This is a genomic window from Xanthobacter sp. DMC12, from assembly GCF_056314105.1.
In genome coordinates this window covers 320133-344913 of sequence record NZ_JBQUYZ010000002.1, presented here as the reverse complement: position 1 = coordinate 344913, position 24781 = coordinate 320133, and the positions used below count along the sequence as shown (strand labels likewise).

23 protein-coding genes are annotated in these 24781 nt (G+C 68.6%); 11 read left to right on the top strand and 12 right to left on the bottom strand.

Translation table 11 applies throughout. The annotated features are described in order from the left end of the window. Nucleotides 1-78 precede the first annotated feature (78 nt). From ftsA to murB, 4 genes are all read right to left on the bottom strand, one after another. Nucleotides 79-1404, bottom strand: coding sequence for a cell division protein FtsA (gene ftsA, locus ACT535_RS09765; RefSeq protein ID WP_024281276.1), 1326 nt, complete (start codon nucleotides 1402-1404; stop codon nucleotides 79-81). Further along, nucleotides 1401-2219, bottom strand: coding sequence for a cell division protein FtsQ/DivIB (locus ACT535_RS09760; protein WP_168458475.1), 819 nt, complete (start codon nucleotides 2217-2219; stop codon nucleotides 1401-1403). The genes ftsA and ACT535_RS09760 overlap by 4 nt, the downstream gene beginning before the upstream one ends. A gap of 188 nt (nucleotides 2220-2407) precedes the next feature. Further along, nucleotides 2408-3328 carry a D-alanine--D-alanine ligase gene (locus ACT535_RS09755; RefSeq protein ID WP_393972467.1) on the bottom strand — a complete coding sequence of 307 codons (921 nt, stop codon included), beginning with the start codon at nucleotides 3326-3328 and terminating at the stop codon, nucleotides 2408-2410. Between the two features lie 106 nt (nucleotides 3329-3434). Beyond that, nucleotides 3435-4394, bottom strand: coding sequence for a UDP-N-acetylmuramate dehydrogenase (gene murB, locus ACT535_RS09750; protein WP_476364207.1), 960 nt, complete (start codon nucleotides 4392-4394; stop codon nucleotides 3435-3437). Between the two features lie 138 nt (nucleotides 4395-4532). Here murB and ACT535_RS09745 point away from each other — a divergent pair, with 138 nt between their 5' ends. Further along, nucleotides 4533-5195 (top strand): sulfite oxidase-like oxidoreductase, encoded by a 663-nt coding sequence (locus ACT535_RS09745; protein ID WP_476364206.1) that lies wholly within the window; start codon nucleotides 4533-4535, stop codon nucleotides 5193-5195. A gap of 9 nt (nucleotides 5196-5204) precedes the next feature. Here the strand turns inward: ACT535_RS09745 and ACT535_RS09740 are convergent, their stop codons facing one another. Further along, complete coding sequence (locus tag ACT535_RS09740; protein WP_168458478.1) at nucleotides 5205-6125, bottom strand: LysR family transcriptional regulator; 921 nt, start codon at nucleotides 6123-6125, stop codon at nucleotides 5205-5207. Nucleotides 6126-6276: 151 nt separating this feature from the next. Between ACT535_RS09740 and ACT535_RS09735 the strand changes: the two genes are divergently transcribed. The 4 genes from ACT535_RS09735 to ACT535_RS09720 all read left to right on the top strand — a co-directional run bounded on the left by ACT535_RS09735 (nucleotide 6277) and on the right by ACT535_RS09720 (nucleotide 12640). Continuing rightward, nucleotides 6277-7119 (top strand): alpha/beta hydrolase fold domain-containing protein, encoded by an 843-nt coding sequence (locus ACT535_RS09735; RefSeq protein ID WP_476364205.1) that lies wholly within the window; start codon nucleotides 6277-6279, stop codon nucleotides 7117-7119. Between the two features lie 26 nt (nucleotides 7120-7145). Beyond that, complete coding sequence (locus tag ACT535_RS09730; RefSeq protein ID WP_476364204.1) at nucleotides 7146-8432, top strand: efflux RND transporter periplasmic adaptor subunit; 1287 nt, start codon at nucleotides 7146-7148, stop codon at nucleotides 8430-8432. A gap of 238 nt (nucleotides 8433-8670) precedes the next feature. Beyond that, the gene (locus tag ACT535_RS09725) at nucleotides 8671-11880 is read left to right on the top strand and encodes an efflux RND transporter permease subunit (protein ID WP_476364203.1); all 3210 of its coding nucleotides are present in this window, start codon (nucleotides 8671-8673) and stop codon (nucleotides 11878-11880) included. A 445-nt stretch (nucleotides 11881-12325) separates the two neighbouring features. Next, nucleotides 12326-12640, top strand: a complete 315-nt coding sequence (locus ACT535_RS09720) for a hypothetical protein (protein WP_476364202.1) — start codon at nucleotides 12326-12328, stop codon at nucleotides 12638-12640. Between the two features lie 167 nt (nucleotides 12641-12807). Here the strand turns inward: ACT535_RS09720 and otnK are convergent, their stop codons facing one another. From otnK to ACT535_RS09705, 3 genes are all read right to left on the bottom strand, one after another. Further along, nucleotides 12808-14097: a 3-oxo-tetronate kinase gene (otnK, locus tag ACT535_RS09715; protein ID WP_476364201.1), complete on the bottom strand. Its 1290-nt coding sequence runs from the start codon at nucleotides 14095-14097 to the stop codon at nucleotides 12808-12810. A gap of 217 nt (nucleotides 14098-14314) precedes the next feature. After that, nucleotides 14315-17092, bottom strand: a complete 2778-nt coding sequence (ppc, locus tag ACT535_RS09710) for a phosphoenolpyruvate carboxylase (RefSeq protein ID WP_476364200.1) — start codon at nucleotides 17090-17092, stop codon at nucleotides 14315-14317. A gap of 104 nt (nucleotides 17093-17196) precedes the next feature. Further along, nucleotides 17197-18084, bottom strand: coding sequence for a hypothetical protein (locus tag ACT535_RS09705; RefSeq protein WP_476364199.1), 888 nt, complete (start codon nucleotides 18082-18084; stop codon nucleotides 17197-17199). A 160-nt stretch (nucleotides 18085-18244) separates the two neighbouring features. Here ACT535_RS09705 and ACT535_RS09700 point away from each other — a divergent pair, with 160 nt between their 5' ends. From ACT535_RS09700 to ACT535_RS09690, 3 genes are all read left to right on the top strand, one after another. Beyond that, nucleotides 18245-18589: a hypothetical protein gene (locus ACT535_RS09700; protein WP_476364706.1), complete on the top strand. Its 345-nt coding sequence runs from the start codon at nucleotides 18245-18247 to the stop codon at nucleotides 18587-18589. Nucleotides 18590-18626: 37 nt separating this feature from the next. Further along, nucleotides 18627-18899: a hypothetical protein gene (locus ACT535_RS09695; RefSeq protein WP_168458485.1), complete on the top strand. Its 273-nt coding sequence runs from the start codon at nucleotides 18627-18629 to the stop codon at nucleotides 18897-18899. A gap of 170 nt (nucleotides 18900-19069) precedes the next feature. Then, on the top strand, nucleotides 19070-19594 hold the full coding sequence (locus ACT535_RS09690; RefSeq protein ID WP_476364198.1) for a prolyl-tRNA synthetase associated domain-containing protein: 525 nt from the start codon (nucleotides 19070-19072) through the stop codon (nucleotides 19592-19594). Nucleotides 19595-19618: 24 nt separating this feature from the next. On the opposite strand, the gene ACT535_RS09685 is transcribed toward ACT535_RS09690, so the two are convergent. Beyond that, nucleotides 19619-20245 (bottom strand): hypothetical protein, encoded by a 627-nt coding sequence (locus ACT535_RS09685; protein ID WP_476364197.1) that lies wholly within the window; start codon nucleotides 20243-20245, stop codon nucleotides 19619-19621. A gap of 72 nt (nucleotides 20246-20317) precedes the next feature. On the opposite strand from ACT535_RS09685, the gene ACT535_RS09680 reads away from it, so the two are divergent. Next, entirely contained in the window at nucleotides 20318-20872 is a 555-nt protein-coding gene (locus ACT535_RS09680; protein ID WP_476325849.1) for a DUF2975 domain-containing protein, read from the top strand. A 22-nt stretch (nucleotides 20873-20894) separates the two neighbouring features. Beyond that, nucleotides 20895-21131, top strand: a complete 237-nt coding sequence (locus ACT535_RS09675) for a helix-turn-helix domain-containing protein (protein WP_476364196.1) — start codon at nucleotides 20895-20897, stop codon at nucleotides 21129-21131. Here ACT535_RS09675 and ACT535_RS09670 read toward each other — a convergent pair. After that, nucleotides 21128-21463 (bottom strand): winged helix-turn-helix transcriptional regulator, encoded by a 336-nt coding sequence (locus ACT535_RS09670; RefSeq protein WP_476364705.1) that lies wholly within the window; start codon nucleotides 21461-21463, stop codon nucleotides 21128-21130. The genes ACT535_RS09675 and ACT535_RS09670 overlap by 4 nt on opposite strands. Nucleotides 21464-21691: 228 nt before the next feature. On the opposite strand from ACT535_RS09670, the gene ACT535_RS09665 reads away from it, so the two are divergent. Continuing rightward, the gene (locus tag ACT535_RS09665) at nucleotides 21692-22528 is read left to right on the top strand and encodes an SDR family oxidoreductase (protein ID WP_476364195.1); all 837 of its coding nucleotides are present in this window, start codon (nucleotides 21692-21694) and stop codon (nucleotides 22526-22528) included. 9 nt (nucleotides 22529-22537) lie between these two features. Here the strand turns inward: ACT535_RS09665 and ACT535_RS09660 are convergent, their stop codons facing one another. Both ACT535_RS09660 and ACT535_RS09655 read right to left on the bottom strand, forming a co-directional pair. Next, complete coding sequence (locus ACT535_RS09660; protein WP_476364194.1) at nucleotides 22538-23005, bottom strand: N-acetyltransferase family protein; 468 nt, start codon at nucleotides 23003-23005, stop codon at nucleotides 22538-22540. After that, nucleotides 23002-24693: an acyl-CoA dehydrogenase family protein gene (locus tag ACT535_RS09655; protein ID WP_168458492.1), complete on the bottom strand. Its 1692-nt coding sequence runs from the start codon at nucleotides 24691-24693 to the stop codon at nucleotides 23002-23004. The genes ACT535_RS09660 and ACT535_RS09655 overlap by 4 nt, the downstream gene beginning before the upstream one ends. Nucleotides 24694-24781: the final 88 nt, after the last annotated feature.

Sequence of the window (24781 nt, the reverse complement as noted above, 5' to 3'; positions counted from 1 at the left end):
CTCCGTCCCGATCGGCCCTGTCCGCCGCTCGCGAATCCTTGATGACCTCTTTGTTACGGCAGCTTTCGTTAACCATGTCTAAAAGCTGTCCTTCAGCCAGCGGCCGACGCGACCGAAATAGCCCGGTCCCTCGCCCACTGCCGCCTGCCGCCGGCGCGGCTCGAAGTGTTCGAGCCCTGCCACCTGCGGATAGACGAGAAGACCTGCCGTCACCGCGAAGGCCGCGCCGCGCGCCGCCTCGGGAAGACGGGAAACGCCAAGCGGGCGGCCGATTCTGACCTGCGGGCCGATGACCCGCGCCACCAGATCGGCAAGCCCCTGAAGCTGCGCCGCGCCGCCGGTGAGCACGATGCGCCGGCCGGCATCCCCGGCATGGCCGGAGGCCCTGAGGCGATCGCGCAACAGTTCGACGATTTCCTCCGCCCGCGGCTTCACGATGGTGACGAGCCGGGACTTGGGAACCATGTGCGGCTGGTCGCGCGAATCACCCGACAAGGGCGGCACGGTCAGCATGTCGTGGTCGTCGGAGGAGACCGCCACCACGGCCCCGTGCAGCGCCTTCAGGCGCTCGGCATCGGCAAGGCGCGCGGGCATGCCACGGGCCACGTCGTTGGTGATGTGCTGGCCGCCCAGCGCCACGCCGTCCACATAGAGGCAATGGCCGCCGGCGACGATGGAGAAGGTGGTGGTGCCGGCCCCCATGTCGATGAGGGTGACGCCCAGTTCCATCTCATCGTCCGTCAACGAGGAGAGCGCCGCCGCATAGGGCGCCGCCACCATGGCCTCGATGGAGAGATGGCAGCGCTCGACGCACAGCACGAGATTCTTCAGCGCGGTGAGGTCGGCGGTGATGACATGCATGTCGGCGCCGAGTTCGCGCCCGAGCATCCCGCACGGCTCGCCGATGCCGCGCCGGCCGTCCAGCGAATAGCCCACGGGCAGCGCGTGCATCACGGCGCGGCCGTCGCCCACCGCGTAGGTGGAGGCGGCTTCCAGCACGCGGCGGATGTCGAATTCCTCCACCGCCGGGGCGGAGAGGCGCACCGCCGCCTCGTAATGCTGCGAGGCGAGCCGGCCGCCGGAGACGCCGACCACCACCGAGGCGATCTGGACGCCCGAGGCGCGCTCGGCCATGTCCACCGCCTGGCGGATGGCGAGTTCGGCCTTGGCCATGTCCACCACCGCGCCGCCCTTGATTCCGTGGGCGCGGGTGTGGCCGATGCCGAGCACGTCGATGGCGTGGGTGCGCCGCGTCAACACGTCGGATGCGCCGCGCGGCTTCAGCCGGGCGATGGCGCAGACCACCTTGCTGGTGCCGATGTCGAGCACCCCCACGATGCCACCCTTCTTCGGCGGCAGCGGGCGCATCTTCGGCGCGAAGCCCTGGGCGAGCCGTCCCCTCATGCGGGGCCTCCCTTCTTTGCCTTGGCGCGGGCCTTGAGCATTTCGGCGCGGGCGGCGGCGGCAGCGTCGGACTGGCGCACCACCACGCGATCCGGCAGGCGCAGGTCGACGATGGTGATGTCGCGGCTGAGCAGTTTCTTCTCGCGGTCGAGGTCCATGAGGGCGACCAGCGCCCCTTCCAGATTCTCTTCCGGCAGGCGCACGTCGATGCCGTTGCGGGTCTTCAGCGTCCAGCGCCGCTCCGCGACGAAGATGGCGGCGCGCACCTGCTCCTTGAGGGCGGGCAGACGGGCGAGCACGTCGACGATCTCGCCCACATGGTTCTGCGCCCCCTCGCCGACGACGATGGGCAGTTGCACGTAGCGCGGATCGTCCGAATAGGGGGCGATGGGAATGCCGTCGCGGGCGATCACCTTCAGCTCGCCGTTGACCTGCCAGAGCGCATAGGCCTGGCGCTCGGAGACGGCGATCTCGATCCGGTCGGGATAGAATTTGCGCACGCTGGCGCTGGCGATCCACGGCAGCGATTCGAGCCGCGCGCGCATCTCGTCGGCGTTCAGGAAGAGGATGGAGGTGGAGGACTTGATGCCCGCCGTCGCGAGAATCTGCGCGGGCGTGACGTGATTGTGCCCGGCGATGTTGACTTCCTTCACCTTGAAGCCGGCGAGGTTGCCGGCGGCGTCCGCCACGTCGATGACGATGCTTTTCGCCTCTTCCACATGCCCGCCGAGCACGGTGCCGTAGGCGGAGAAGCCGCCGACCACCGCGATGGCGAGGAGGCTGGCGCTGCGCCGGCCGAGGCGCGAGGTGGACATGCGCACCGACAGGCGGCGCAGGAACAGCGCGAAGCGGCTGGCCGGCCGGGGATCGATGGCGAGGCGCTTGTGCCGCCCGGGGGGCGGCGCAGCGGCGCGGGGGACGGCATCGGGCCGTGACCCATAGCCTGCTCCTGGGCGCTCTCCGGGGCGCTGCGGGGGTCGCCTGCCCGCGCCGGGGCGGGGTCCTAGCGATCCAGCGACGCGTCCTCCACCATCCATGTCACAAGCTCGCCGAATGAGATGCCCGCGTGAGCGGCCAGTTCTGGCACCAGAGACGTCCGCGTCATGCCGGGCTGGGTGTTGACCTCGAGACAGACGAGGCCGGAGGCATCGCCCTTCGACGGGTCGAAGCGAAAATCGCTCCGCGACACCCCCCGGCACCCGAGAGCTCGATGCGCCGTGAGGCTTAACATCTGCACCCGTTGGTAAATTTCGGGTAAAATGCGGGCCGGAAGGATGTGGCGCGAGCCACCCGGTGCATACTTGCTTTCGTAATCGTAAAACGCCTGGGTCGATTCAATTTCAATGACATCGAAGACCTTGTCGCCCATCACGGCGCAGGTCAGCTCGAGCCCGGCAATGAATTCCTCCACAAGAAGATTTTCGCCGAGGGTCCAGTCCTCGCGCGTCAATTCCTGCGGCGGGTGCTCCTGGTCCTCGCGCACGATGAAGACGCCGACGCTGGAGCCGCCGGTATTGGGCTTCAGCACGTAGGGCCGTTCCATGGCATGGGCCTTGGCGGCCGCGGCACGGCTGACCAGCCCGCCCCTGGCCACCGGCACGCCGGCCGCGGCCAGCATGATGCGCGCCTGCGCCTTGTCCATCGCGAGGGCGGACGCCAGCACGCCGGAATGGCTGTAGGGGATGCGCAGGATTTCGAGGATGCCCTGGATGGTGCCGTCCTCGCCCGGCGCGCCATGCAGCACGTTGAACACCACGTCCGGCTTCAGCCGGGCCAGCACCTCGGCAACATCGCGGCCCACATCGACGGGCGTCACCCGGTAGCCGGCGCCTTCCAGGGCGGCGGCGCAGGCGGCGCCCGAATTGAGCGAGACCTCCCGCTCGGAGGACCAGCCGCCCATCAGCACCGCCACGTGTTTGGCCATCGACGTCATTCCCGTTCCGTTACCGGCGCGCGCCGGCGCCCGCCCTGAAGAGAGCAGCTTTGCGCCAGCACCATGGCGCGGTCCGGTTTTAGGTTTTGCTAATGGCTCAGGCGGGGGAGAGCGGAAGGCCGATGCGCTTGATCTCCCATTCCAGCGTCACGCCGGAATTGTCCTTCACCCGCCGGCGCACCTCCTCGCCCAGCCCCTCGATCTCGGACGCCGTGGCGCCGCCGAGATTGATGAGGAAATTGGTGTGCAGCTCCGACACCTGGGCGCGGCCGATGGTGAGGCCCCGGCAGCCGGCAGCGTCCACCAGCTTCCAGGCGCTGGTGCCGGGCGGGTTCTTGAAGGTGGAGCCGCCGGTGCGGCTCTTGATGGGCTGGGTCGCCTCGCGGCTCTCGGTGATCTTGGCCATCTCGGCCGCGATCTCCGTGGGATCACCGGGGCGGCCCTCGAAGAGGGCGCGGGTGAAGATCACGTCATCCGGCACGCCGCAATGGCGGTAGGTGAAGCCCATCTCGGCATTGGTGAAGCGCACCTTGGCGCCGGCGCGGGTGACGCCCTCGGCCTCCACCAGCACGTCCTTGGTCTCGCCGCCATAAGCGCCGCCGTTCATGCGCAATGCGCCGCCGATGGCGCCCGGAATGCCGCGCAGGAAGGAGAAGCCGGCCAGCCCCGCATCCGCCGCCGCGCGGGCCACCTTCACATCGGGCACGCCGGTGCCGGCGACGATGCGCGGGCCCTCCACGGCGACATCCGTGAAACCGCGGCCGAGGCGGATCACCACGCCGGGCACCCCGCCGTCGCGCACGATGAGGTTGGAGCCGAGGCCGATCACCGTCACCGGAAGATCTAGCGGGAGATGGCTCAGGACATAGGCGAGGTCGTCGGCATCGGCCGGCAGGAACAGGATCTGGGCCGGGCCGCCGACGCGGAACCAAGTGAAGTCCGCGAGCGGCGCATTGGCGGTGAGCGTGCCGCGCAGCTCCGGCAGGAGCGGCCGCAAGGCAGGCAGAAGATCAGGGAATGCGGCGGGGGCCGCCCCGCTGGTCTCGGCCATGCTCATGGTGTCACCGGTCCTTCGGGCGTGCCTCTCCCACACAAGCGGCGACAGGGCAAGCCGGGCGATTTCGTCGGTAACCTGATTTCCTCCGCGACCACCGACGTGGCATCATGCGGCTCCATTCGCCTGGAGCTGCCCACCATGAGCGAAGACGCGCTTCCGCCCGACACCAAGCTCACCACCACCAAGCAACGCTGGGCCGAGGAAGGACGCTTCCTCACCGGCCGCATCGCCCGCCCGGATGCCGAGCGTCTGCCGCCCGGCCAGCATCTGGTGCGCGACTGGCCGGTGCTCGACCTCGGCCTCCAGCCCGTGGTGACGCGGGAATCCTTCCGCCTGGACGTGACCGGCGCGGTGGAGTCCGCCCTCTCGCTGGACTGGGCGGCGTTCTCCGCCCTGCCCCAGAGCCGCAGCCTCAGCGACATCCATTGCGTCACCACCTGGTCGCGCTACGACAACACGTGGGAAGGGGTGCTGACGCGCGACCTGTTGGAGGTCGTGCGCCCGGCGCCCCATGCGGCGGCGGTGATGCTGCACAGCTATGACGGCTACACGACGAATCTTCTGCTGGCCGATTTCGCCTCGGAGGACGCCCTCATCGCCCATAGCTGGGAAGGCCGGCCCCTGACTCAGGAACACGGTGCCCCCGCGCGGCTCGTGGTGCCGCACCTTTATTTCTGGAAGAGCGCCAAGTGGATCAAGGCGATCGAGTTCATCGCCCGCGACAAGGCCGGCTTCTGGGAGGAGCGCGGCTATCACATGCGCGGCGACCCGTGGGCCGAGCAGCGCTATTCGGACGACTAGTCCGCGCCCTCACGCCGCCCGGCGGCGGGTGACCTCGGAGCGGGCGAAGAGTTCGGCCACCCAGTCCACGAACACCCGCAGCCGGCTGGTGAGGTGGCGGCTCGGCGGATAGACCACATGGATGGGCATTTCGCCCGCCTCCCAGTCCGGCAGGATGGGCACCAGCGCTCCGGAGGCGAGGTGCTCCTCCACCTGGAAGGTGGGTGACATGATCGCGCCCATGCCGGCCAGCGCCGCGGCGATGTAGGCATTGCCATCATTGGTGGCGACGCTGTAGCGCCCGGTCAGCTCCACCACTTCGTCGCCGCGGGTGAAATCGAAGGGGTGGTAGCGGCCGCTCTGCTGGCTGAAATAGCGGATCAACTTGTGCGTCTCCTCGAAGTCGAGGGGGTGCTTCGGGACGCCGTAACGCGCGAGATAGCCCGGCGACGCGGCCGTGACGAAGCGCAGCACGCCGATGCGTCGCGCCACAAGGTTCGGATCGCGGATCTCGCCGACGCGGATGACGCAGTCCACATTCTCGCCGAGCAGGTCCACCGGCCGGTCCGTGCAGCCCACGTCCAGCGCGATATCGGGATAGCGCTCGAAGAAGTCCGGCAGGGCCGGCATCAGCAGTTGCGTCGCCAGCGAGGGGGAAATGTCGATGCGCAGCTTGCCGCGCGGGGCCGCCTGGGCGGAGGAAAGGGAGCCGTCCAGTTCCTCGATGTCGTGGAGGATGGCGAGCGCCCGCTCGTAATAGGCCGCCCCGTCCGGCGTCACCGTCACCCGCCGCGTGGTGCGGTTGAGGAGGCGCGTCTGCAAATGCGCCTCAAGCGACTGAACGTGTTTGGTGAGCGTTGCCTTCGGCATGACCAGCAGGTCGGACGCCCGGGTGAAACTGCCGGTTTCCACCACGCGGGTGAAGGCGCGCATCGCCGTGAGCTGGTCCATGGGCAGGCCCTTCTGTGCATACTGTTCCGTTACGTGAATAATGATGTCACGTTAAGGCGGTTTATCGCGTTCTATCCCTCCAATATCGTTACTGCATTGCACAAGGGCGTGAGAGCGCGGCCGCCGCCGGCCTCACGCGAGGGACGAGATCATGACCACCGCCACCGAGACCATCACCCTTGAGACCGGGACCGGCGCGCTGCCGGCGCGGCTCTATGGGGCGCGTCCGGCAAAGGGGTCCGCGCCACTCGTCTTCCACCTCCACGGCGGCGCCTTCACCGGCGGAAATCTGGAGTGCGGAGCCTATATCTCCGGCATCCTGGCAGCGGCCGGGGCGGTGGTGGTTTCGGCGGACTATCCGCTGGCCTGCGAGCACCCGTTCCCCTTCGCCCTGACAGCGCTGTTCGCCGCCGTCACCGACGTCTATCGCCGCCGGGCCGCCCTCGCCGGGCGCGGCGCGCCGCTCTATCTCGCGGGGGAGGAATCGGGTGGCAACCTCGCCGCCGGCCTCGCCATGATGGCGCGTGACCAGCAGTCCCCTCCCATCGCCGGGCAGATCCTCGTCTCGCCCATGCTCGACCCCAGCCTCGCCACCGCCTCCATCCGCCGCGCCGATGCCGGCAGCTGCGGCTGCAAGTGGGCGGATGGCTGGCAGACCTATCTCGGCTCGCCCGAGAAGGCAGCTCATCCCTATGCCGCGCCCCTCGCCTCGTCCCGCCTCGGCGCCCTGCCGCCGGCGCTGGTGTTGAGCGCGGAGGACTGCCCCATGTGCGACGAGAGCCGGCGCTATGCCGATGCGCTCGCCTCGGCCGGCGTTCCGACCTGCGTGCACATCCTTCAGGGCCCGACCGAATGGCCCGACAGCATCTCGTGTCCGGCGCCCAAACCGGCTGCCTGGAGCACCGCCATGCGCGACCTGTTCCGCGATTTCTTCGTTTCCACGCGTCCCGCTTCACGGACCGGTCGGCTGAAGGCCGATCCGGCCGTCCTCTGACAGACCGACCGCCAAGGACTGCCCCCATGACCGCCCCGAACTCCGCTCCGAACTCCGCTCCGAACGATACGCCCCCTACCCAGATTTCCACCAAGCCCGCCGCCGCGAAGAAGTCCCGCCTCCGGGAGGCTCTGCTGCTCGGCACTGCCGCGCTGCTCGCGGTATTCGGCGTGCTCTACGGCCTGCCCAAGGAAGGCGGCGCCCATGCCGACAAGCCCGCAGCCGCGGCGGCGTCCGCCCCGCCGGCCGTGCCGGTCTCGGTGGCCACCGTCGAGCAGCGCGAGGCGCGCCTGTTCGACACCTTCTCCGGTCGCCTGGAGGCGGTGGAGCGAGTGGAGGTGCGCTCCCGCGTGGCCGGCGCCATCAAGGCGGTGCATTTCCGCGAAGGCGCGCTGGTGCGGGAGGGCGAACTCCTCGTCTCCATCGATCCCGAGCCCTATGAGGCGGACGTGGCCGAGGCCGAGGCGCAGGTCGCCTCGGTCCAGGCCCGCCTCGACCTCGCCCGCAACGAGCTGGAGCGCGGCGAGAAGCTTTTCACCACCAAGACGCTCTCCCAGAGCACCCTGGACGAGCGCCTCAACGGCCAGCGCGCCGCCGAGGCCGGTCTCAGGGCCGCGCAGGCGAAGCTGGCCGCGGCGAAGCTCAACCTCTCCTACACCAAGGTCCGCGCCCCGGTGTCGGGTCGCGTCGGCAAGTCGGAGATCACGGTCGGCAATCTGGTGGCCGCCGGCCCCGGCGCGCCGGTGCTCACCACGCTCGTCTCGGTGGACCCCATCTACGCCAGCTTCAGCGCCGACGAAGGCACCGTCGCCCGCGCCCTCGCCGGTCTCGGCGGCGGCGGTGACGTGGCCGACCGGCTCGACCAGATCCCGGTGCTGATGACCGTCGCCGCCGGCACCCCGCCGGTGGAAGGCGTGATGCAGCTGGTGGACAATCAGGTCGATCCCCGCACCGGCACGGTCCGCGTCCGCGCCCGCTTCGCCAATCCGGATGGGCGGCTCCTGCCGGGCCAGTTCGTGCGGCTGGAGATGGGCCAGCCCAAGGCCGCGCCCGCCGTGCTCGTCAGCGAGCGCGCCGTGGGCACCGACCAGGACAAGAAGTTCGTCTTCGTGGTCGATGCCTCCAACAAGGCGGTGTGGCGCGAGGTGACCCTCGGCGCTCCCGTGGACGGTCTGCGCGTCGTCACCAATGGCCTGACTGCCGGAGAGCGCGTGGTCGTCAACGGCCTTCACCGGGTCCGCCCCGGCGCCGCCGTCACGCCCGAGCCCGTCGCCATGCGGGTGAGCGACGCGGCGACCACCCGCACGAACTGACCCAAGCCGGCCTTTCCGGCCCCGCCGGGACGGCTACCGCTCCCAGGACATCGCCTCGCCCCCTCCCCGCACGGAGGGGGTCGGGAGAGGGCTGCGCCGGGCGTAAACGCCCCCCTCGTCCGGTGCAGCCCCTCACCCCTTTGCCGGGTCATTCCCGCGCGCCCAGCGCAGCGGGGGTGCCGGCCGCGTTCCGCGTTTCGCCCGTCTTCATCCAGCCGCCGCGTGGCGGGAGGGTTCCATGAACCTGTCCAGATTTTTCATCGACCGCCCGATCTTCGCCGGCGTGCTCTCCGTCCTCATCTTCCTCGCCGGCCTCATCGCCATGCGGGCCATGCCCATCTCGGAATATCCCGAGGTGGTGCCGCCGCAGGTGGTGGTGCGCGCCACCTATCCCGGGGCCAATCCCAAGGTGATCGCCGAGACGGTCTCGACCCCGCTGGAGGAATCCATCAACGGCGTCGAGGGCATGCTCTACATGTCGAGCCAGGCCACCACCGACGGCATCATGACGCTGACCGTCACCTTCAAGCTGGGCACCGACCCGGACAAGGCGCAGCAGCTGGTCCAGAACCGCATCTCGCAGGCCGAGCCCCGCCTGCCGGAAGAGGTGCGGCGCCTCGGCGTCACCACCGTGAAGTCCTCGCCGGACCTCACCATGGTGGTCCACCTCATTTCCCCCAACAATCGCTACGACACGACCTACCTGCGCAACTACGCGGTGCTGAACGTGAAGGACCGCCTCGCCCGCATCGACGGCGTGGGGCAAGTGCAGTTGTTCGGCGCGGGCGACTATTCCATGCGCATCTGGCTGGACCCGCAGAAGGTGGCCGAGCACGGCCTTTCCGCCGCCGACGTGGTGCGCGAGATCCGCGCCCAGAACGTGCAGGCGGCGGCCGGCGTGGTCGGTGCCTCCCCCGGCGCGCCGGGGCTCAATCTCCAGCTTTCCATCAACGCACAGGGCCGCCTCGCCAACGAGGAGGAGTTCGCCAACATCGTGGTGAAGAGCGGCGCCAACGGCGAGATCGTGCTGTTGAAGGACGTGGCGCGCATCGAGCTGGGTGCTTCCGAATATGCCCTGCGCTCCCTCCTCAACAACACCCAGGCGGTGGCGGTGCCGATCTTCCAGGCGCCGGGCTCCAACGCCATCCGCATCGCCGACGACACGCGGCGGGTGATGGAGGAGATCAAGCAGAACATGCCGGAGGGCGTGGACTATTCCATCGTCTACGACACCACCCAGTTCGTGCGCGCCTCCATCGACGCCGTGGTCCACACGCTGCTCGAAGCCGTCGCGCTGGTGGTGCTGGTGGTGATCGTGTTCCTCCAGACGTGGCGGGCCTCCATCATCCCGCTGCTGGCGGTGCCGGTCTCCATCGTCGGCACGTTCGCGGTGATGTACGTGTTCGGCTTCTCCATCAATGCGCTGACGCTGTTCGGCCTGGTGCTCGCCATCGGCATCGTGGTGGATGACGCCATCGTCGTGGTGGAGAATGTGGAGCGCAACATCGAGGGCGGCCTCTCCCCGCGCGAGGCCACCTACAAGGCCATGCAGGAGGTCTCCGGCCCCATCATCGCCATCGCCCTCGTGCTGATCGCGGTGTTCGTGCCGCTCGCCTTCATCACCGGCCTCACGGGCCAGTTCTACAAGCAGTTCGCCCTCACCATCGCCATCTCGACGGTGATCTCGGCCGTCAACTCGCTGACCCTCTCGCCCGCGCTTTCGGCCCTGCTGCTGAAGGGCCACGACGCGCCGAAGGACCGCCTCACCCGCATCATGGACCGGCTGTTCGGCTGGTTCTTCCGCGGCTTCAACAAGGCCTTCGTGCGCGGTTCCAATGCCTATGGCGGAGTGGTCCGCCGCGTCATCGGCCAGAAGGTGCTGATGCTCGGCCTCTACATCGTGCTGGTGGCGATGACCGGCGTGCTGTTCAAGGCGGTGCCCCCCGGCTTCGTGCCGGGACAGGACAAGCAGTATCTCGTCGGCTTCGCCCAGCTTCCCGACGGCGCCACCCTCGACCGCACCGAGGAGGTGATCCGCAAGATGAGCGACATCGCCCTGAAGGAGCCGGGCGTGAAGTCGGCCATCGCCTTCCCGGGCCTGTCCATCAACGGCTTCACCAACTCGTCCAACTCCGGCATCGTCTTTGTCGGTCTCGATGAGTTCGAGGCGCGGCGCGACCCCGGGCTGAACGGCAATGCCATCGCCATGAAGCTGAACGGCAAGTTTGCCGGCATCCCGGACGCGATGATCGCCATGTTCCCGCCCCCGCCGGTGCAGGGCCTCGGCACCATCGGCGGCTTCAAGCTGCAGATCGAGGACCGCGCCGGCCTCGGCTATGCCGCCCTCGACGAGGCCACCAAGGCCTTCCTCGGCGCGGCCCGGCAGGCGCCGGAGTTGGCCGGCCTGTTCTCCTCCTATCAGGTGAACGTGCCGCAGCTCTTCGCCGACATCGACCGGGTGAAGGCGCGCCAGCTGAATGTGGCCGTCACCGACGTGTTCGAGACCATGCAGATTTATCTCGGCTCGTCCTATGTGAACGACTTCAACAAGTTCGGCCGCACCTACACGGTGCGCGTCCAGGCCGACGCCCCCTTCCGCGCCCGCGCAGAGGACGTGGGCACGCTCAAGGTACGATCGGCCACGGGCGAGATGATCCCGCTCTCCGCGCTGCTCAAGGTGCGCTCGGCGGCCGGGCCGGAGCGGGCCATGCGCTACAACGGCTTCCTCTCCGCCGACGTGAACGGCGGCGCCGCGCCCGGTTTCTCCTCGGGCGAGGCGCAGCAGGCGGTGGAGCGCATCGCCAGGGAGACCCTGCCCAAGGGCTTCTCCTTCGAGTGGACCGAACTGACCTACCAGGACATCCTGGCCGGCAATTCGGCGGTGTTCGTCTTTCCGCTCGCCATCTTCCTCGTCTTCCTGGTGCTGGCGGCGCAATACGAGAGCCTGGTTCTGCCGCTCGCCATCATCATGATCGTGCCGACAGGCCTCTTCGCCGCCATGACCGGCGTGTGGCTCGCGGGCGGGGACAACAACGTCTTCACCCAGATCGGCCTCGTGGTGCTGGTGGGGCTCTCGGCGAAGAACGCGATCCTGATCGTGGAATTCGCCCGCGAACTGGAATTCGAGGGGCGCACGCCGGTCCAGGCGGCCATCGAGGCGAGCCGGCTCCGGCTCCGCCCGATCCTGATGACCTCCCTCGCCTTCATCATGGGCGTGGTGCCACTCGTCACCTCCATTGGCGCGGGCGCGGAGATGCGGCAGGCCATGGGTACGGCGGTGTTCGCCGGCATGATCGGCGTGACGGTGTTCGGCATCTTCCTGACGCCGGTGTTCTACGTGATGCTGCGCGGGCTGGCGGGCAACCGGCCGCTCACCCAGCACGGGCACGGGACCGTGGGAAGCACGCCGGCCGCTCACGCGCCTCATGCGCTCCAGCCGGGGGAATAGGAGGCGGCCAAGCAGCCCTTCCGGGTCCTGATCCGCTTCGAGACCACGCATACGTCTGCCCGGCCCCGGCATCGCAAGATGCCGGGGCTTTTTTACAGCGCTCAGCCCTTACGACATCGTTGAAAATACGATTGGCACATTCATAAAATCAGCGAAATAACATTCATATCCAATGTAATTCGCAGTTTAAAACTGATGTTTGTAGACAAACGATCCAGATATAAATCGCATCCGTTTTCCGTCATGCGGAGATAAATTCCGCGTTCATGTGCACGAATGCAAATCGATCTTCGCGCAGATGGCGATGACAATTTTGTTATTGCAGCGCACACGCCGTCGTGATTTGCGAAAGTTTCCCGAATACATAAGTTCACCGCCAGACGAAGCCGAACACACATGGCGCGTCGCCACCTCGTGTACTGGTGGATGTATAGGAAAGAAGACCATGAAGACCCTGAACACTGCGAAGATTATTGCGGCGGCGTTGATTGCCACGGGACTTTCCGCTTCCGCGACCTCCGCATTCGCCGACGAATACGTGACCGCGCTGAACAACGAGGCGCACGCCGTCGCCGCCGGAGCTTACAGCGACGAGGCCCGCCTGCCGATCAATGCCGCGCCTGTGAGCCTCGAGCGTCAGGCCGCCGGCTCCCGCATCCAGGAACAGCGCGCCCAGCAGCACCCCGACACCACGGCCGCGACCACTTCCGGCCCGTTCTCGGATAACGACCCCCATTCCGGCCCCGCCCACGGCGGCTGAGGAGGGCACTCAGCCGGGGCTCGCCCCATCGGGGGCAGAGCCCCGCATTCGTCACATTGAAGACCGCTCCGCGACGTGACCCGCGGACGACGCCCGGCCGAACGGACTGCCCCGTTCAGCCGGGCTTTTTTTATGCTGCGTCTTGGCCGGTTACTCGGCCGAACGTTTCACCCAACACCCATCATCGCGAGCGCCTTCGCGAAGAAGTCCGGCCCGCCGAAATTTCCGGATTTCAGCGCCAGCACCATGGGTTCACCCGGTTGCCCCTCCGTGCGCAGCAGGGGCACGCCGGGAGCGATCTCGGGGCCGACGAGGAAGGCGGGAATCTTCAGCCGGTCCACGCTTGCTCCGGATGTCTCGCCGCCGGCCAGCACGAGCCGGCGCACCCCGGCCGCCACCAGCCCTTCGGAAATCGCCGCCGTGCCGTGCTCGATGGCGACGCCCGCCGCGTGACGGCCGAAGCGGGCCTGCACCTCGGCCACCTGCTCGGGCGCTCCGCTCGCGGCGATCAGCACCGGCCCGGATGCGAGGCGCGCCTTCCCCCACTCCAGCGCGGCGGCGACCTCCGCCTCGGGATGGGTCACGAGGCGTTCGGCGGAGAGCCGCAGCACGGGCATCTGGCCTTCCGCGATGGCGATCTGCTCCAGCGTCGCCTTCGAGCAGCTGCCCGCGACCACCGCCGCATACCCGCCGATGCCCGCCGCCAATGCCGCGCCGTCGCTCTGCTGCCGCAACACCCGCCCGTCCGCGATCAGCGCCCGCGCCAGACCGAGGCCGAGGCCGGAAGCGCCGGTGGAGAGCGGCAATGCCGCCGCCGCAATGCCCACCGCCTCCAGATCCCGGTCGAACACCGCATCCACGATGGCCGCTGTGCGTCCCTCCAGCGCCAGTTGCTCAAGCCGCGAGGAGACAGCATCGGCGCCCGCCGCCACGTCCTTCAGCGGCACCAGCCCCACCCGGCCGGCGCTCTGGCGGGCGAGCACGCGCTTCAGGTCCGAATCGGTCATGGGGTTGAGGGGGTGGTCCTTGAGCGGGCTCTCATTCAGCGGCACGCCGCCCACGAAGAGGTGGCCCATGTAGACGGTGCGCCCGGTCTCCGGGAACGCCGGGGTCACCGGCACGATGGCGGCGCCAGTGGCGATACGCAGGGCATCGGTGACGGGACCGATATTGCCCTCGTCGGTGGAATCGAAGGTGGAGCAGACCTTGAACAGGACGTGCGACGCGCCCCACCCCTTCAGCCACGCATAGGCCGCCAGCGACTGCGCCACCGCCTCGTCCGCCGGGATGGACCGGCTTTTCAGCGACACCACCACGGCGTCGGCATCCGGCAGCGCCAGCGCGGCATCCGGCACGCCGATGGTCTGGACGGTGCGCACGCCCTCCTTTGACAGCGTGTTCGCGAGGTCGGAGGCGCCGGTGTAGTCGTCAGCGATGACGCCGAGGGTGAGGGGCATACGAAATCCCTTGGGCTGCTTCTGTTGGGGCTGCGGGCCCTAATCGTTTCGATTAGAGCGCCAAGCGACGCCACAGGGAAGAGCCCACCCCAAGGGAAGCACCGCCAGAGAGAGAACGAACCCGGAAAACGGGGCCGCAGCCGATTCGGTCACGCCCCGTTCCCGCTGCGTCCCGATCGCCCGTCCCGGCCTGTGCCGGAACGGGACAGGTGCGCCCTCAGCCCGAGTTGCGCAGGCCGGCCGAGATGCCGTTGATGGACAGCTGGATGCCGTGCAGCACCTTGTCGTCGCCGGGGCTGGCGCGGTGCTGGCGCAGAAGCTCCACCTGCAGGTGGTTCAGCGGATCGAGATAGGGGAAGCGGTTGCGGATGGAGCGATCCAGCAGCGGATTGCCCTCCAGCAGCTTCTGCTGGTCCATGATGGCGAGGAGATGCTTCAGCGTCAGCTCGTATTCCGCGCGGATGCGGCCGAAGATGGCGGTGCGCAATTCCACGTCCGGCACCAGCTCCGCATAGCGCGAGGCGATGGCAAGCGAACTCTTCGCCAGCACCATGTCCATGTTGGACAGGAGCGTGCGGAAGAAGGGCCATTCGTGCTGCATGGCCTTGAGGAAGGAGAGGCCATAGTCCGGCCGGCGCGCCACGAACGCCTCCACCGCCGTGCCGAAGCCGTACCAGGCCGGCAGCATCAGCCGGCACTGCGCCCAGGAGAACACCCATGGAATGGCGCGCAGCTTCTCGATGGAGCGGGTCTTGGCCCGCGAGGCCGGGCGCGAGCCGATGTTCAGCGTCGCGATCTCATTGATGACGGTGGAAGACCAGAAATAGTCCTCGAAGCCCTCGGTCTCGTAGACGAGGTTGCGATAGGCGGCGAAGGCGGTGTCCGAGATGTCCTCCATGGCGGTGAGGAATTCGGTGCGCGGCGCCTTGTATTGCGGCTGGAGCAGGGAGGCTTCCAGCGTTGCTGAGACGAGAATCTCCAGATTGCGCCGCCCCACATCGGGGTTGGAATATTTGGAGGCGATGATCTCGCCCTGCTCGGTGATGCGGATCTGCCCGTTCACCGCCCCACCCGGCTGGGCGAGGATGGCGTCGTAGCTCGGCCCGCCGCCCCGGCCCACCGAACCGCCGCGACCGTGGAACAGGCGCAGGCGCACCCCATGCGCGCGGAATACCTCGATGAGGCCGATCTCCGCCTTGTACAGTTCCCAGCCGGAAGTGACGAAGCCGCCGTCCTTGTTGCTGTCCGAATAGCCGAGCATCACCTCCTGCTCGGCGCCGCGGCTTTCCACCAGCTTGCGATAGGCGGGAATGGCGAAGGCGCGGTCCATCACCTTGGCGCAGGCTTTGAGGTCCGAGATGGTCTCGAACAGCGGGATGATGTTCACCTCGCTCACGAGCCCGCCCGCCCCGTCGCTGGTGACGAGGCCGACCTCCTTGAGCAGCAGCGCCACCTCGAGGAGGTCCGACACACCCTCGCCCTTGGAGATGATGGCGTTGGGGATCACCTCCCGTCCGAGCGCGCGGTGCGCGGCGGCCGCTTCGCGGAGGATGTCGAGCTCCGAGCAGGTCTCGTCCGAATAGGCGATGAACGGCGAGGCGAGCGGCCGGGGCGTCGCCAGCTCCTTGAGCAGCAGCGCGATGCGCGCCTCCTCGTCGAGGCCCGCGTAGTTGCTGCCGGGCACTGCCTTCTCCAGCAGTTCCGCGACCACACGCTCATGGACGTCGGAATTCTGTCTGAGATCGATGCAGGCGAGGTGGAAGCCGAAGCAGTCGGCCGCGCGACGCAGCAGCCGAAGCCGCCCGCGCGCCAGCACCTTCGAGCCGTTTGCCACCAGCGACTCGCTGATGATGTCGAGGTCCGCACGGAACTCCTGCGCCGTGGCGTAGGGCACAAGCCCTTCGGCCGTCAGCGGCTCCCCGCGCAGCTTGCGGCCGGTCTGGCGGAGGCGCTCCAGCACGTAGGCGAGGGCGAGGCGATAGGGCTCCTCGCGGTGTTCCTGGGAGCGGTCCGGTGAGCGGGCGGCGAGCGCGGTGAGGGCATCGGATACGGTCACGAGGCGCTGGGCCAGGGACAGCTCGGCCCCGAGCGCCACCAGTTCCTCCTCGTAATGGGCGAGGATGCGGTCGCGGTGCAGGCGCACGGTCTCCTTCAGCACCTGGGCGGTGACGAAGGGGTTGCCGTCACGGTCGCCGCCGATCCAGCTGCCGATGCGCAGGAACGAGGGCAGTTGCACCTCGTCCCCCTCTTCGGCGAGGCGATCCTCGATGGCGCAATAAAGGCGCGGCACCTCGGTGAGGAAGGTGTAATCGTAATAGGAGAGACCGTTCGCCACCTCGTCCAGCACGGTCAGCTTGATGCGACGCAGCAGCGCCGTCTGCCACAGGGTCAGCACCGCGCGGCGCAGGATTTCCTCGCCCTCCTCCCGCTCCTGCGGGGTGGGCACCACGCGCTCGCGGCGATCCAGCTCGGCGGCGATCTCCATCTCGCGGTTGAGCGTGCTCTTGCGGCGCACCTCGGTGGGGTGGGCGGTGAGCACCGGGCTCATGCGCGCGCCGGAGAAGAAGTGGGCCAGCGCCTCGCGGCCGATGCCCATCTGCTCCGCACGCGAAAAGGCATAGGCGAGGCTGCCCGCCCGCGGCGCCGAGCCGGCGATGGCGTGGGCGCGGTTGCGGCGGATGTGGTGCTGGTCCTCGGCGATGTTGGCGAGGTGGGAAAAGTAGCTGAAGGCCCGGATGGTATCGAGGGAGCGGTCGGCAGGCAGCGCGCCGAGCAGGCCGCCCAGCTCATCGCGGGCCGCCTGGTCGTCGTCACGGTGAAAGCGGATGGACAACTGGCGGATGCGCTCCACGAGGTCGAACACCTCGGCGCCTTCCTGGTCACGCACGGTGTCACCGAGAATGCGGCCGAGCAGCCGGATGTCGTCGCGCAGCGGCTGGTCCTTCACGTCCTCTGCGCGCGGCGCGATGCCGCTCGAAAGTGCCAAATTCGTCATCCGATTTCCCCCAGACTCGTCCGCTGCTGCGGCGCACGTCTCTTTCGACCTTAGTCTTAAGGAAATTGTGCAGGAGCGAAAGGGCGTTCCGGGCGAAGGTGCTTTCACGCGCCGTGAAGACGGGCCTCGGCGGCACGGGCGGCGCCCGACATCACGGCTAGGATACAGGCGAAGAAGCGCTCCAGCGCGTCCCGCCCCAGCGGGGACAGATGGCCGGTGCCGCGCGCGCCGCGCTCCACCAGTCCGCGCTCCTCGCTCAGCCGCAGCAAATCGAGCACATGCGCCCGCGACAGGTGGAAGCGGCGCGCGAGATTGGCGATGGAGGGTGGCTCGTCGCCCGCCGATTCGGCGGTGAGCAGCGCGATCAGCACCATCAGACCGCCGTCGCGATCAACCAGATCCTCCAGTTCGCGGGCCGCGGAGACCGGGCGGAAGCCGGCGAGGAAGGCATCGCCCAGCATCACCGCGAGCATCCGCGTGAAGGCCGCATCCGAAAGGCGGGGCGCCAGCCGGGCGAGTTCAGGATCGAGCGCGCTGCCGGCCTCGAAAACGAGGCGCCACCGCTGGTGCTGGAGGGCAACGAGCTTCTCCTGCGGGATCAGCGGCTTCACCCGTCGATCCTCGGTCGGCGCCGCCGACGTCAGATAGCCGCCCCAGCGCATGAGGGCGAGCATCGCCTTCGCCCGGCCCCGGCTGCACAGGCCGGTTGCGGTACACAGGGCGACGATCCGCGCCGCCGTCAGCCCACCGCCCTCGGCCGGCGGCAAGGCATCGAGATAGAGAACCAGAAGGCCCAGCATGTTGCGGCCGCGATCGCTGAGCAGCCGATTGAGCAGGCGGTTGCCGCTGTAGAGCGCGCTGATCTCGCTGATGAGGCGCGCTACCGCCGGCCGGAAGTCCGGATGGGCGGCAAGCGCCGCCCGCGTCTCGGCCCCGCACGCGGCAAGCCAATCCACCGCCGAACCCGACCGCTCCGCCACCCGCCCCGGCACCCGCGCCTCCGCCCCATCGTCCCGCAGGACCCAACGTCAGTCGGGCCAAGAATCGCCATTGCGGTAAGACAGGATGGCGCCTAGCTCACATGAAGTCACCTCGGCGTGGTGTCACCCCGGGCGTCACGCACAGGTGTCTTCCAAGGATGCCGAGGCCGCCATGCGACTGCGCGTGCTGACACGTTCCGCTTTCCTTGCCGCAACCCTCGCCGCGATACCCCCCGCCGCCGTCGTCACGCTCGCGACGACCGCTCCCGCGGGCGCCGTGGTCTATTGCCGGACGGTCGGCGTTCCCAAGGGCTGCGTCGCCCGTCCCACGGCCCCGGCGGCCCGTGCAGCGGTCCATTGCACCCGGCCCGGCTATCCCGCAGGCTGCGTGCCCGGCGCCGGTGCCCCCGGCGTGGGGGTCACCCCCGGCGTCGGCGTCGGTGCGCCCGGTGTCGGTGTCGCGCCCGGAGCCGGCGTGAATGCCGGCGGCCCGGTGAACCGCGTCGGCGTGCGCTGATCGCGCGCGTTCTGAAATCCACTGGAGGCAACACCCCATGAAGTCCCTGCTCTGCGCCGCCGCCCTCACCCTCGCCTGCGCCGCCCCGGCGCTCGCCGACAAGGCCTCGGCCGATCAGTGCGCCGCCGGCCTCGGCGCCGACGCCAAGGCGATCTATGCCGCCGTCGCGCCGGGCTTCGCCAGCGCGTCCGACCCGCGCGCGCTCGTGACCGCGAAGACCAAGGCCCTGGTGCAGTCCGGCGCCGTCTCCATGAGCAACGCCCGCCCCGCCGCCGAAGCGGCCGGCGCGTGCCTCACCCAGCTGCGCTGACTGAACAGGCCGCCGGCTCCGTGGAGCGGGCGGCCTTCACGCCCTCGGGCTGGCGGGCTGTTCAGGGCCCCGGACGAACGGCCTTTGGGCCGTCAATGCGGGAGCCTGCTTGCCCGAGGCAGCGGGACGGGTCTAAGGCTCGCCTCTTCCCCGTCCAGACCGACCGGCCCATGACCAATACGTCCGACACGCCCCACACGCCCGACACGCTCCTCGCCCTCCTCGCCCAGAACGACATCCCCGGCACCACCTACGAGCATCCGCCCGTCCACACGGTGGCCGAATCCCAGGCGCTGCGCGGCGACATTCCCGGCGCCCACACGAAGAACCTGTTCCTGCGCGACGGGAAGAAGACCTATTTCCTGCTCACGCTGGCCGAGGACACCCCGGTGAACCTCAAGGCCCTGCGCGGACCGCTCGGGGCGAAGGGCTCGCTCTCCTTCGCCTCACCGGAGGCGCTCATGGAGCACCTCGGCATCCTGCCCGGCTCGGTGAGCCTGCTGGCGCTCGCCAACGACACCCAAGGCCATGTCCGCTTCGCCATCGACGCCGCGCTCATGCGCGCCGATCTCGTGGGCTGCCACCCGCTCACCAATGCCCGCACCACCGTGCTCACGCCGGATGCGCTGCGCGCCTTCTTCCGCCTGACCGGCCACGAGGCGATGGAAGTGGAGATTCCGCCGGCCGAAGCGTGAGCCCCGGGCAATTGGCGCAGGGCTTCAATTGACACACGGCTTCATGGCCGTCTCGTCGGAGCCGGCCTGGGCGAGCAGGGTCCTCAGGTCGATGTCCTGGATCAGGGTCACGAAATTTCCGCCCGGCTTCAGCCGGAGATAGGTGCTGAGCAGGAGCGGCCCCGCCGGCAGCGTGCCGCGCACGCACCCCTCCGCGGAAACCGCTAGGGATCCGCTGGCGCGCCGGCCCTTCGCCAGCTCGTCCGATTTCAGCGCCAGCGCCTCGCTGCGCGCCGCCTCCAGCTTGCGGCGGCCTTCGTCCGTCAGCCGGAAGACGGTGATGCGCATGCCCGCGCGCTCTTCCTCCTTCAGCGCCGAGAGCGCTTTCGGATCAGCCTCCACCTCCAGCGCCGCCTGCACGGTGGTCTTGCGGGCCTCCTCGCCCTGTCGCCAGTAGGTCATGACAACGAACGCCCCGCCGGGCACCGCGACGATCTCCTTCGGCGCACGCACGGCCGCACGCAGGACGGTGAGGTCCGCCGTCTCGAGATCAAGGGTGGCGAGCTGGGGCAAAGAGCTGATGGGCACATGGGAGCAGGCACCGACGGACAGAACGAGCGCCAGCACGGCGAGCGGCCGCAGGGCGCGCCCAAGGGCGGGAAAGAAACGCATTCGATCTCTCATTTTGGGTTGAATAATTACTGTTTTACGATAAAAAATGAATGCGTCAAGGAAAGGTCGCTCATGTCCGCTTTGCCCCTCGACCCCAAACTCCATCGCGTCGTGCGCCTCGGCCGCACCCTCTCGGTCGCAACCCTCGTGATCCTCCTGCTGCTGGTGGCGTCCGGCCTCGGCATCTGGCTCTCACCGGGGCTGGTGGAGCGGGTCATCGTCCCGCGCGTCGGCCTCGTCGGGCATCCCGTCGCGCTCGATGGCGCGAGCCTGTCGGCCGGGCTCGCGATTTCCGCGATCCCGCTCGGCATCCTCGCCTATGGCCTGTTGCAGGTGCGCCAGATTTTCCGCGACTTCGGGCGCGGCGAACTCATCTCCGCTTTGCTCGCGGTCCGGCTGGAACGCTTCGGCGCGGCGGTTGCCCTTCAGGGGCTGATCGCGCCCTTCGTCGGAGCGGCGCTGAGCATCGCCCTCACCCTCAACAATCCGCCCGGTGCGCGCGCCATCGCCGTCTCCATCTCCAGCCATGACGTGGTGGCGGTGATCGTCGGCCTGCTCGTCATCGGGGTGGGTGCGGTCATGCGCGAGGCGGCGCGCATCGCGGAAGAAAACGCGAGCTTCATCTGAGCGGGGAGGCTATGGGAGCACCATGCCCATCATCGTCAATCTCGACGTGATGCTGGCGCGCCGCAAGATGCGTTCGCGCGAGCTGGCCGAGCGCATCGGCATCACCGAGCAGAACGTCTCGTTGCTCAAGTCCGGGAAGGTGCGCGGCGTGCGCTTCGACACGCTCGCCCGCATCTGCGAAACCCTCGGCTGCCAGCCGGGCGACATCCTGGAATACGTGCCGGGACCGGAAGAGGCGGACGAGGGCGCGGGGGACTAGAGCCCCGCTTCACCCCCCGCCCGCGCATCATAGGCGGCCTGGGCGGCCAGCACCGCGTCCATGTTGCGCTCGGCCCAATGGGCGATGGCCGCCACCGCGTCAGTCAGCGTCCGGCCGAGCGGCGTCAGCGCATATTCCACCGTGACCGGCACCGTTGGGAACACCGCCCGCGAGAGGAGCCCGTCGCGCTCCAGCTTCTTCAGGGTCTGCGACAGCACCTTCTGCGAGATGCCCTTGATGTCGCGCCTCAGGTGGTTGAACCGCACCGGCCCGTCGCGCAGGCGGTCGAGGATCAGCACCGCCCATTTGTCGGCGATGCGGTCCAGCACCATGCGAGTGGGGCACTGGGCCTCGTAGACGTCGAAGGGCCACGGCAGACGGCAGCTCTCGCCGGCCGGCGTCTGCACGTCCTCAGGTTTCCCGGAAGTGACCATGTGACTTCAAAGTGCTCTCTTTTGGGCTCGCTCGACCAGCAATATGTATCCATTCGGAAGCTGGTTTCCAATAGAAACCTATCCTTGGATGCCCCGCCCGGTGCGCCGGTCAGCAGGAGAGCGATCATGTCGGGTCAGATTCTGGTTTTCGCGGCCAACGGCAATGTAGGCCAGCCGCTGGTGGAGGCCCTTCTCGCGAAGGGTGAGCTCGTGAAGGCGGCCTCCCGCACGGGCAAGGCGGTGGGCCGTGCGCAGGGCGTCGCCATCGATATCGACGATCCGTCCACCTTCGCCGCCGCCTTCGAGGGCGTGGACCGCGTCTTCCTGCTCGCCCCCACCGGCTCGCTCGACATCACCGGCCGCCTGTTGCCCGTGGTGGAAGCCGCGGCCGCCCGCAAGGTGAAGGTGGTGCTGATGACGGCGCTCGGGGTCGATGCGGACGACGCCATTCCCTATCGGCAGGTTGAGCTGGCGCTGGAGCGCTCCGGGACGCCGTTCGTGATCCTGCGGCCCAACTGGTTCGCAGACAATTTCCAGACCTTCTGGAAGCCTGGCATCGATCACGGCGTGATTGCCGTACCGGCCGCGGATGGCAAGACGAGCTTCATCGACCGGCGCGACATCGCCGAAAGTGCGGCTGCGGCCCTGACCACGGATCGTTTCGACGGGCGCGCCTTCAACCTCACCGGCCCCGAAGCGCTGGGCTATGGCGAGGCGGCGGCCCTCCTCTCGCGGATGACGGGCAAGCCCATCGCCTACACGCCGGTGAGCGATGATGCTTTCGTCGGCATCCTCACGGGCGCCGGGGTGCCGGACGCCTATGCGCGCTTCCTCGCCACGCTCTTCCATCCCGTGCGCGAAGGCTGGACGGCGCTCCGAACGGGCGACGTGGAGACGCTGACCGGCCACGCGCCCCGCACGCTCGAAACCTATGCGCGGGACAACGTCGCCCGGCTCGCCTGAGCGGGCGGGTCAGAGGTCCATGCGGTAGCGGACGAAATCGTCCGCCGGGACGAATTCGTCGTAGAGCCGGCGGGCGGGGTTGTCCTGCCGCGTGTGCCAGTAGAGGCGCGACCATCCCCGCTCCCGGCCGAGGCGAACCAGGTCCGCGATCAGCGCACGACCGATCCCGCCGCCACGGCAGGCGGGATCGACGAACAGGTCTTCCAGATAGCAGACCGGGGCGACGACCCAGGTGCCCTCATGCAGGATGCTGATGGAGAAGCCCACCGGCGCGCTGCCGCGCCGCGCGATGCGGCCGATCATGGGGACCGAGGGATCGAGGATGCGCGCCCAGGTGCGGGCGGTGATGTCCGCCCCCACCTCGGTCTCGTAGAAGGCATTGTAGCCCGCCCAGAGGTGACGCCATGCGGCCTCGTCCTCAGGCCGCGCGTCGTCGATCAGAAAGACCTCGGCGATCTCCTCGCCCCGCCCGCTCAATTGCCCCCGTCCAGCAGGCGACGGGCGATGACCTGCGCCTGGATCTCCGCCGCGCCCTCGAAGATGTTGAGGATGCGGGCGTCGCACAGGATGCGCGACACGGGATATTCCAGCGCGAAGCCGTTGCCGCCGTGGATTTGCAAGGCGTTGTCCGCCGCCGCCCAGGCGACGCGCGCGCCGAGCAGCTTGGACATGCCGGCCTCGAGGTCCGTGCGGCGGCCTTCATCCTTGGCGCGGGCGGCGAAGTAGGTGATCTGCCGGGCGATCATGGTCTCCACTGCCATCATCACGATCTTGTCGGCGACGCGGGGGAAGTTGATGAGCGACTTGCCGAACTGGATGCGCTCCTCGGCATATTTCAGGCCCACCTCCATGGCCGCCTGGGCCACGCCCACCGCGCGGGCGGCGGTCTGGATGCGGGCGCTCTCGAAGGTGGTCATGAGCTGCTTGAAGCCCTGCCCCTCCTCGCCGCCGAGCAGGTTCTTCGCCGGCACGGTGAAGCCGTCGAAGCCGATCTCGTATTCCTTCATCCCGCGATAGCCGAGCACCTCGATCTCGCCGCCGGTCATGCCCTCGGCGGGGAACGGGTTCTCGTCGGAGCCGCGCGGCTTCTCGGCGAGCAGGATGGAGAGGCCCTTGTAGCCGGGCTCGGCCGGATTGGTGCGCACCAGAAGGGTCATGATGTCGGCGCGGACCGGATGGGTGATCCAGGTCTTGTTGCCGTTGACCTTGTAGACGTCACCCTCCTTCACCGCGCGGGTGCGGAGCGAAGCGAGGTCGGAGCCGGTGTTGGGCTCGGTGAACACCGCCGTGGGCAGGATCTCGCCCGAGGCGATCTTGGGCAGGAAGTGGCCCTTCTGCTCATCCGTGCCGCCGGCGAGGATCAGCTCCGCCGCGATCTCCGAGCGGGTGCCGAGCGAGCCGACGCCGATATAGCCGCGCGATAGCTCCTCGGTAACGACGCACATGGCCTCCTTCGGCAGGCCGAGGCCGCCGAACTCCTCGGGGATGGTGAGGCCGAACACGCCCATCTCGGAAAGCTGGGAGATGATCTCCAGCGGGATATAGTCGTTCTTGAGGTGCCACTCGTGGGCGTGGGGGGCGACCTCCGCCTCCACGAAGCGGTGCATCTCGGTGCGCATCGCCTCGGTGGTCTCGTCGAGACCCGCCTCGCCGATGGTGCCGGCGAGATGCGCGTCGCGGATGATGTCGGCGAGCGCAGCGCGGCTCGCCGCCGTATTGCCGTTCTCCACCAGCGCCGCGATGGCCGGCTCGGCGGCCAGCGCCGCAATGGTCGCGCCGGAGACATAAAGATCGGGGAGCCGGACGATCTCGCCCTGGCTCATGGGAATGCCGCCGAGGATCTGCGCGGTGTACTCGCCGAGGCCGATCTGGACGATCAGCTTCTCGGTGTCGCCGAACTTGCCCATCTCGGTCAGACGGTCGGCATAGTGCACCAGCTCGCGCACGGAGAAGACGTAGGTGGCGAGCCACGCGAGGCCGTGGGTGGCGCGCTGCTCCTTCTCCAGCAAAGCGGAAGAGATGCGCCCGCCGTCCGTCACCTTGGCCTTCACCAGGGAGGTCGCCTCGGCCAGCAGCTTCTCCAGGCTGTCGGTCGCGACGCGCCCGAGCGCCACGGCGTCGAATTCCCCGGTGGGCACGGACTGAACAGCGGCGCTGGCGGACATGAACTCTCCCCCTTGATTGTGCATTGCGCAATTGACCTATCCTTGCCCCGGAACCGGGCCAAGGCAACGCCTGATTACGAAAGCCGGG

Bases quoted from the DNA above. Each gene is read 5' to 3' on its own strand.
- ACT535_RS09655 (WP_168458492.1), bottom strand. From the start codon at position 24,693: ATGTCCGCCAGCGCCGCTGTTCAGTCCGTGCCCACCGGGGAATTCGAC.
- ACT535_RS09730 (WP_476364204.1), top strand. From the start codon at position 7,146: ATGACCGCCCCGAACTCCGCTCCGAACTCCGCTCCGAACGATACGCCC.
- ACT535_RS09695 (WP_168458485.1), top strand. From the start codon at position 18,627: ATGAAGTCCCTGCTCTGCGCCGCCGCCCTCACCCTCGCCTGCGCCGCC.
- ACT535_RS09665 (WP_476364195.1), top strand. From the start codon at position 21,692: ATGTCGGGTCAGATTCTGGTTTTCGCGGCCAACGGCAATGTAGGCCAG.
- ftsA (WP_024281276.1), bottom strand. From the start codon at position 1,404: ATGAGGGGACGGCTCGCCCAGGGCTTCGCGCCGAAGATGCGCCCGCTG.
- otnK (WP_476364201.1), bottom strand. From the start codon at position 14,097: ATGCCCCTCACCCTCGGCGTCATCGCTGACGACTACACCGGCGCCTCC.
- ACT535_RS09745 (WP_476364206.1), top strand. From the start codon at position 4,533: ATGAGCGAAGACGCGCTTCCGCCCGACACCAAGCTCACCACCACCAAG.
- ACT535_RS09690 (WP_476364198.1), top strand. From the start codon at position 19,070: ATGACCAATACGTCCGACACGCCCCACACGCCCGACACGCTCCTCGCC.
- murB (WP_476364207.1), bottom strand. From the start codon at position 4,394: ATGAGCATGGCCGAGACCAGCGGGGCGGCCCCCGCCGCATTCCCTGAT.
- ACT535_RS09725 (WP_476364203.1), top strand. From the start codon at position 8,671: ATGAACCTGTCCAGATTTTTCATCGACCGCCCGATCTTCGCCGGCGTG.
- ACT535_RS09680 (WP_476325849.1), top strand. From the start codon at position 20,318: ATGTCCGCTTTGCCCCTCGACCCCAAACTCCATCGCGTCGTGCGCCTC.
- ACT535_RS09720 (WP_476364202.1), top strand. From the start codon at position 12,326: ATGAAGACCCTGAACACTGCGAAGATTATTGCGGCGGCGTTGATTGCC.
- ACT535_RS09740 (WP_168458478.1), bottom strand. From the start codon at position 6,125: ATGGACCAGCTCACGGCGATGCGCGCCTTCACCCGCGTGGTGGAAACC.
- ACT535_RS09755 (WP_393972467.1), bottom strand. From the start codon at position 3,328: ATGGCCAAACACGTGGCGGTGCTGATGGGCGGCTGGTCCTCCGAGCGG.
- ACT535_RS09735 (WP_476364205.1), top strand. From the start codon at position 6,277: ATGACCACCGCCACCGAGACCATCACCCTTGAGACCGGGACCGGCGCG.
- ACT535_RS09675 (WP_476364196.1), top strand. From the start codon at position 20,895: ATGCCCATCATCGTCAATCTCGACGTGATGCTGGCGCGCCGCAAGATG.
- ppc (WP_476364200.1), bottom strand. From the start codon at position 17,092: ATGACGAATTTGGCACTTTCGAGCGGCATCGCGCCGCGCGCAGAGGAC.
- ACT535_RS09760 (WP_168458475.1), bottom strand. From the start codon at position 2,219: ATGTCCACCTCGCGCCTCGGCCGGCGCAGCGCCAGCCTCCTCGCCATC.
- ACT535_RS09685 (WP_476364197.1), bottom strand. From the start codon at position 20,245: ATGCGTTTCTTTCCCGCCCTTGGGCGCGCCCTGCGGCCGCTCGCCGTG.
- ACT535_RS09670 (WP_476364705.1), bottom strand. From the start codon at position 21,463: ATGGTGCTGGACCGCATCGCCGACAAATGGGCGGTGCTGATCCTCGAC.
- ACT535_RS09700 (WP_476364706.1), top strand. From the start codon at position 18,245: ATGCGACTGCGCGTGCTGACACGTTCCGCTTTCCTTGCCGCAACCCTC.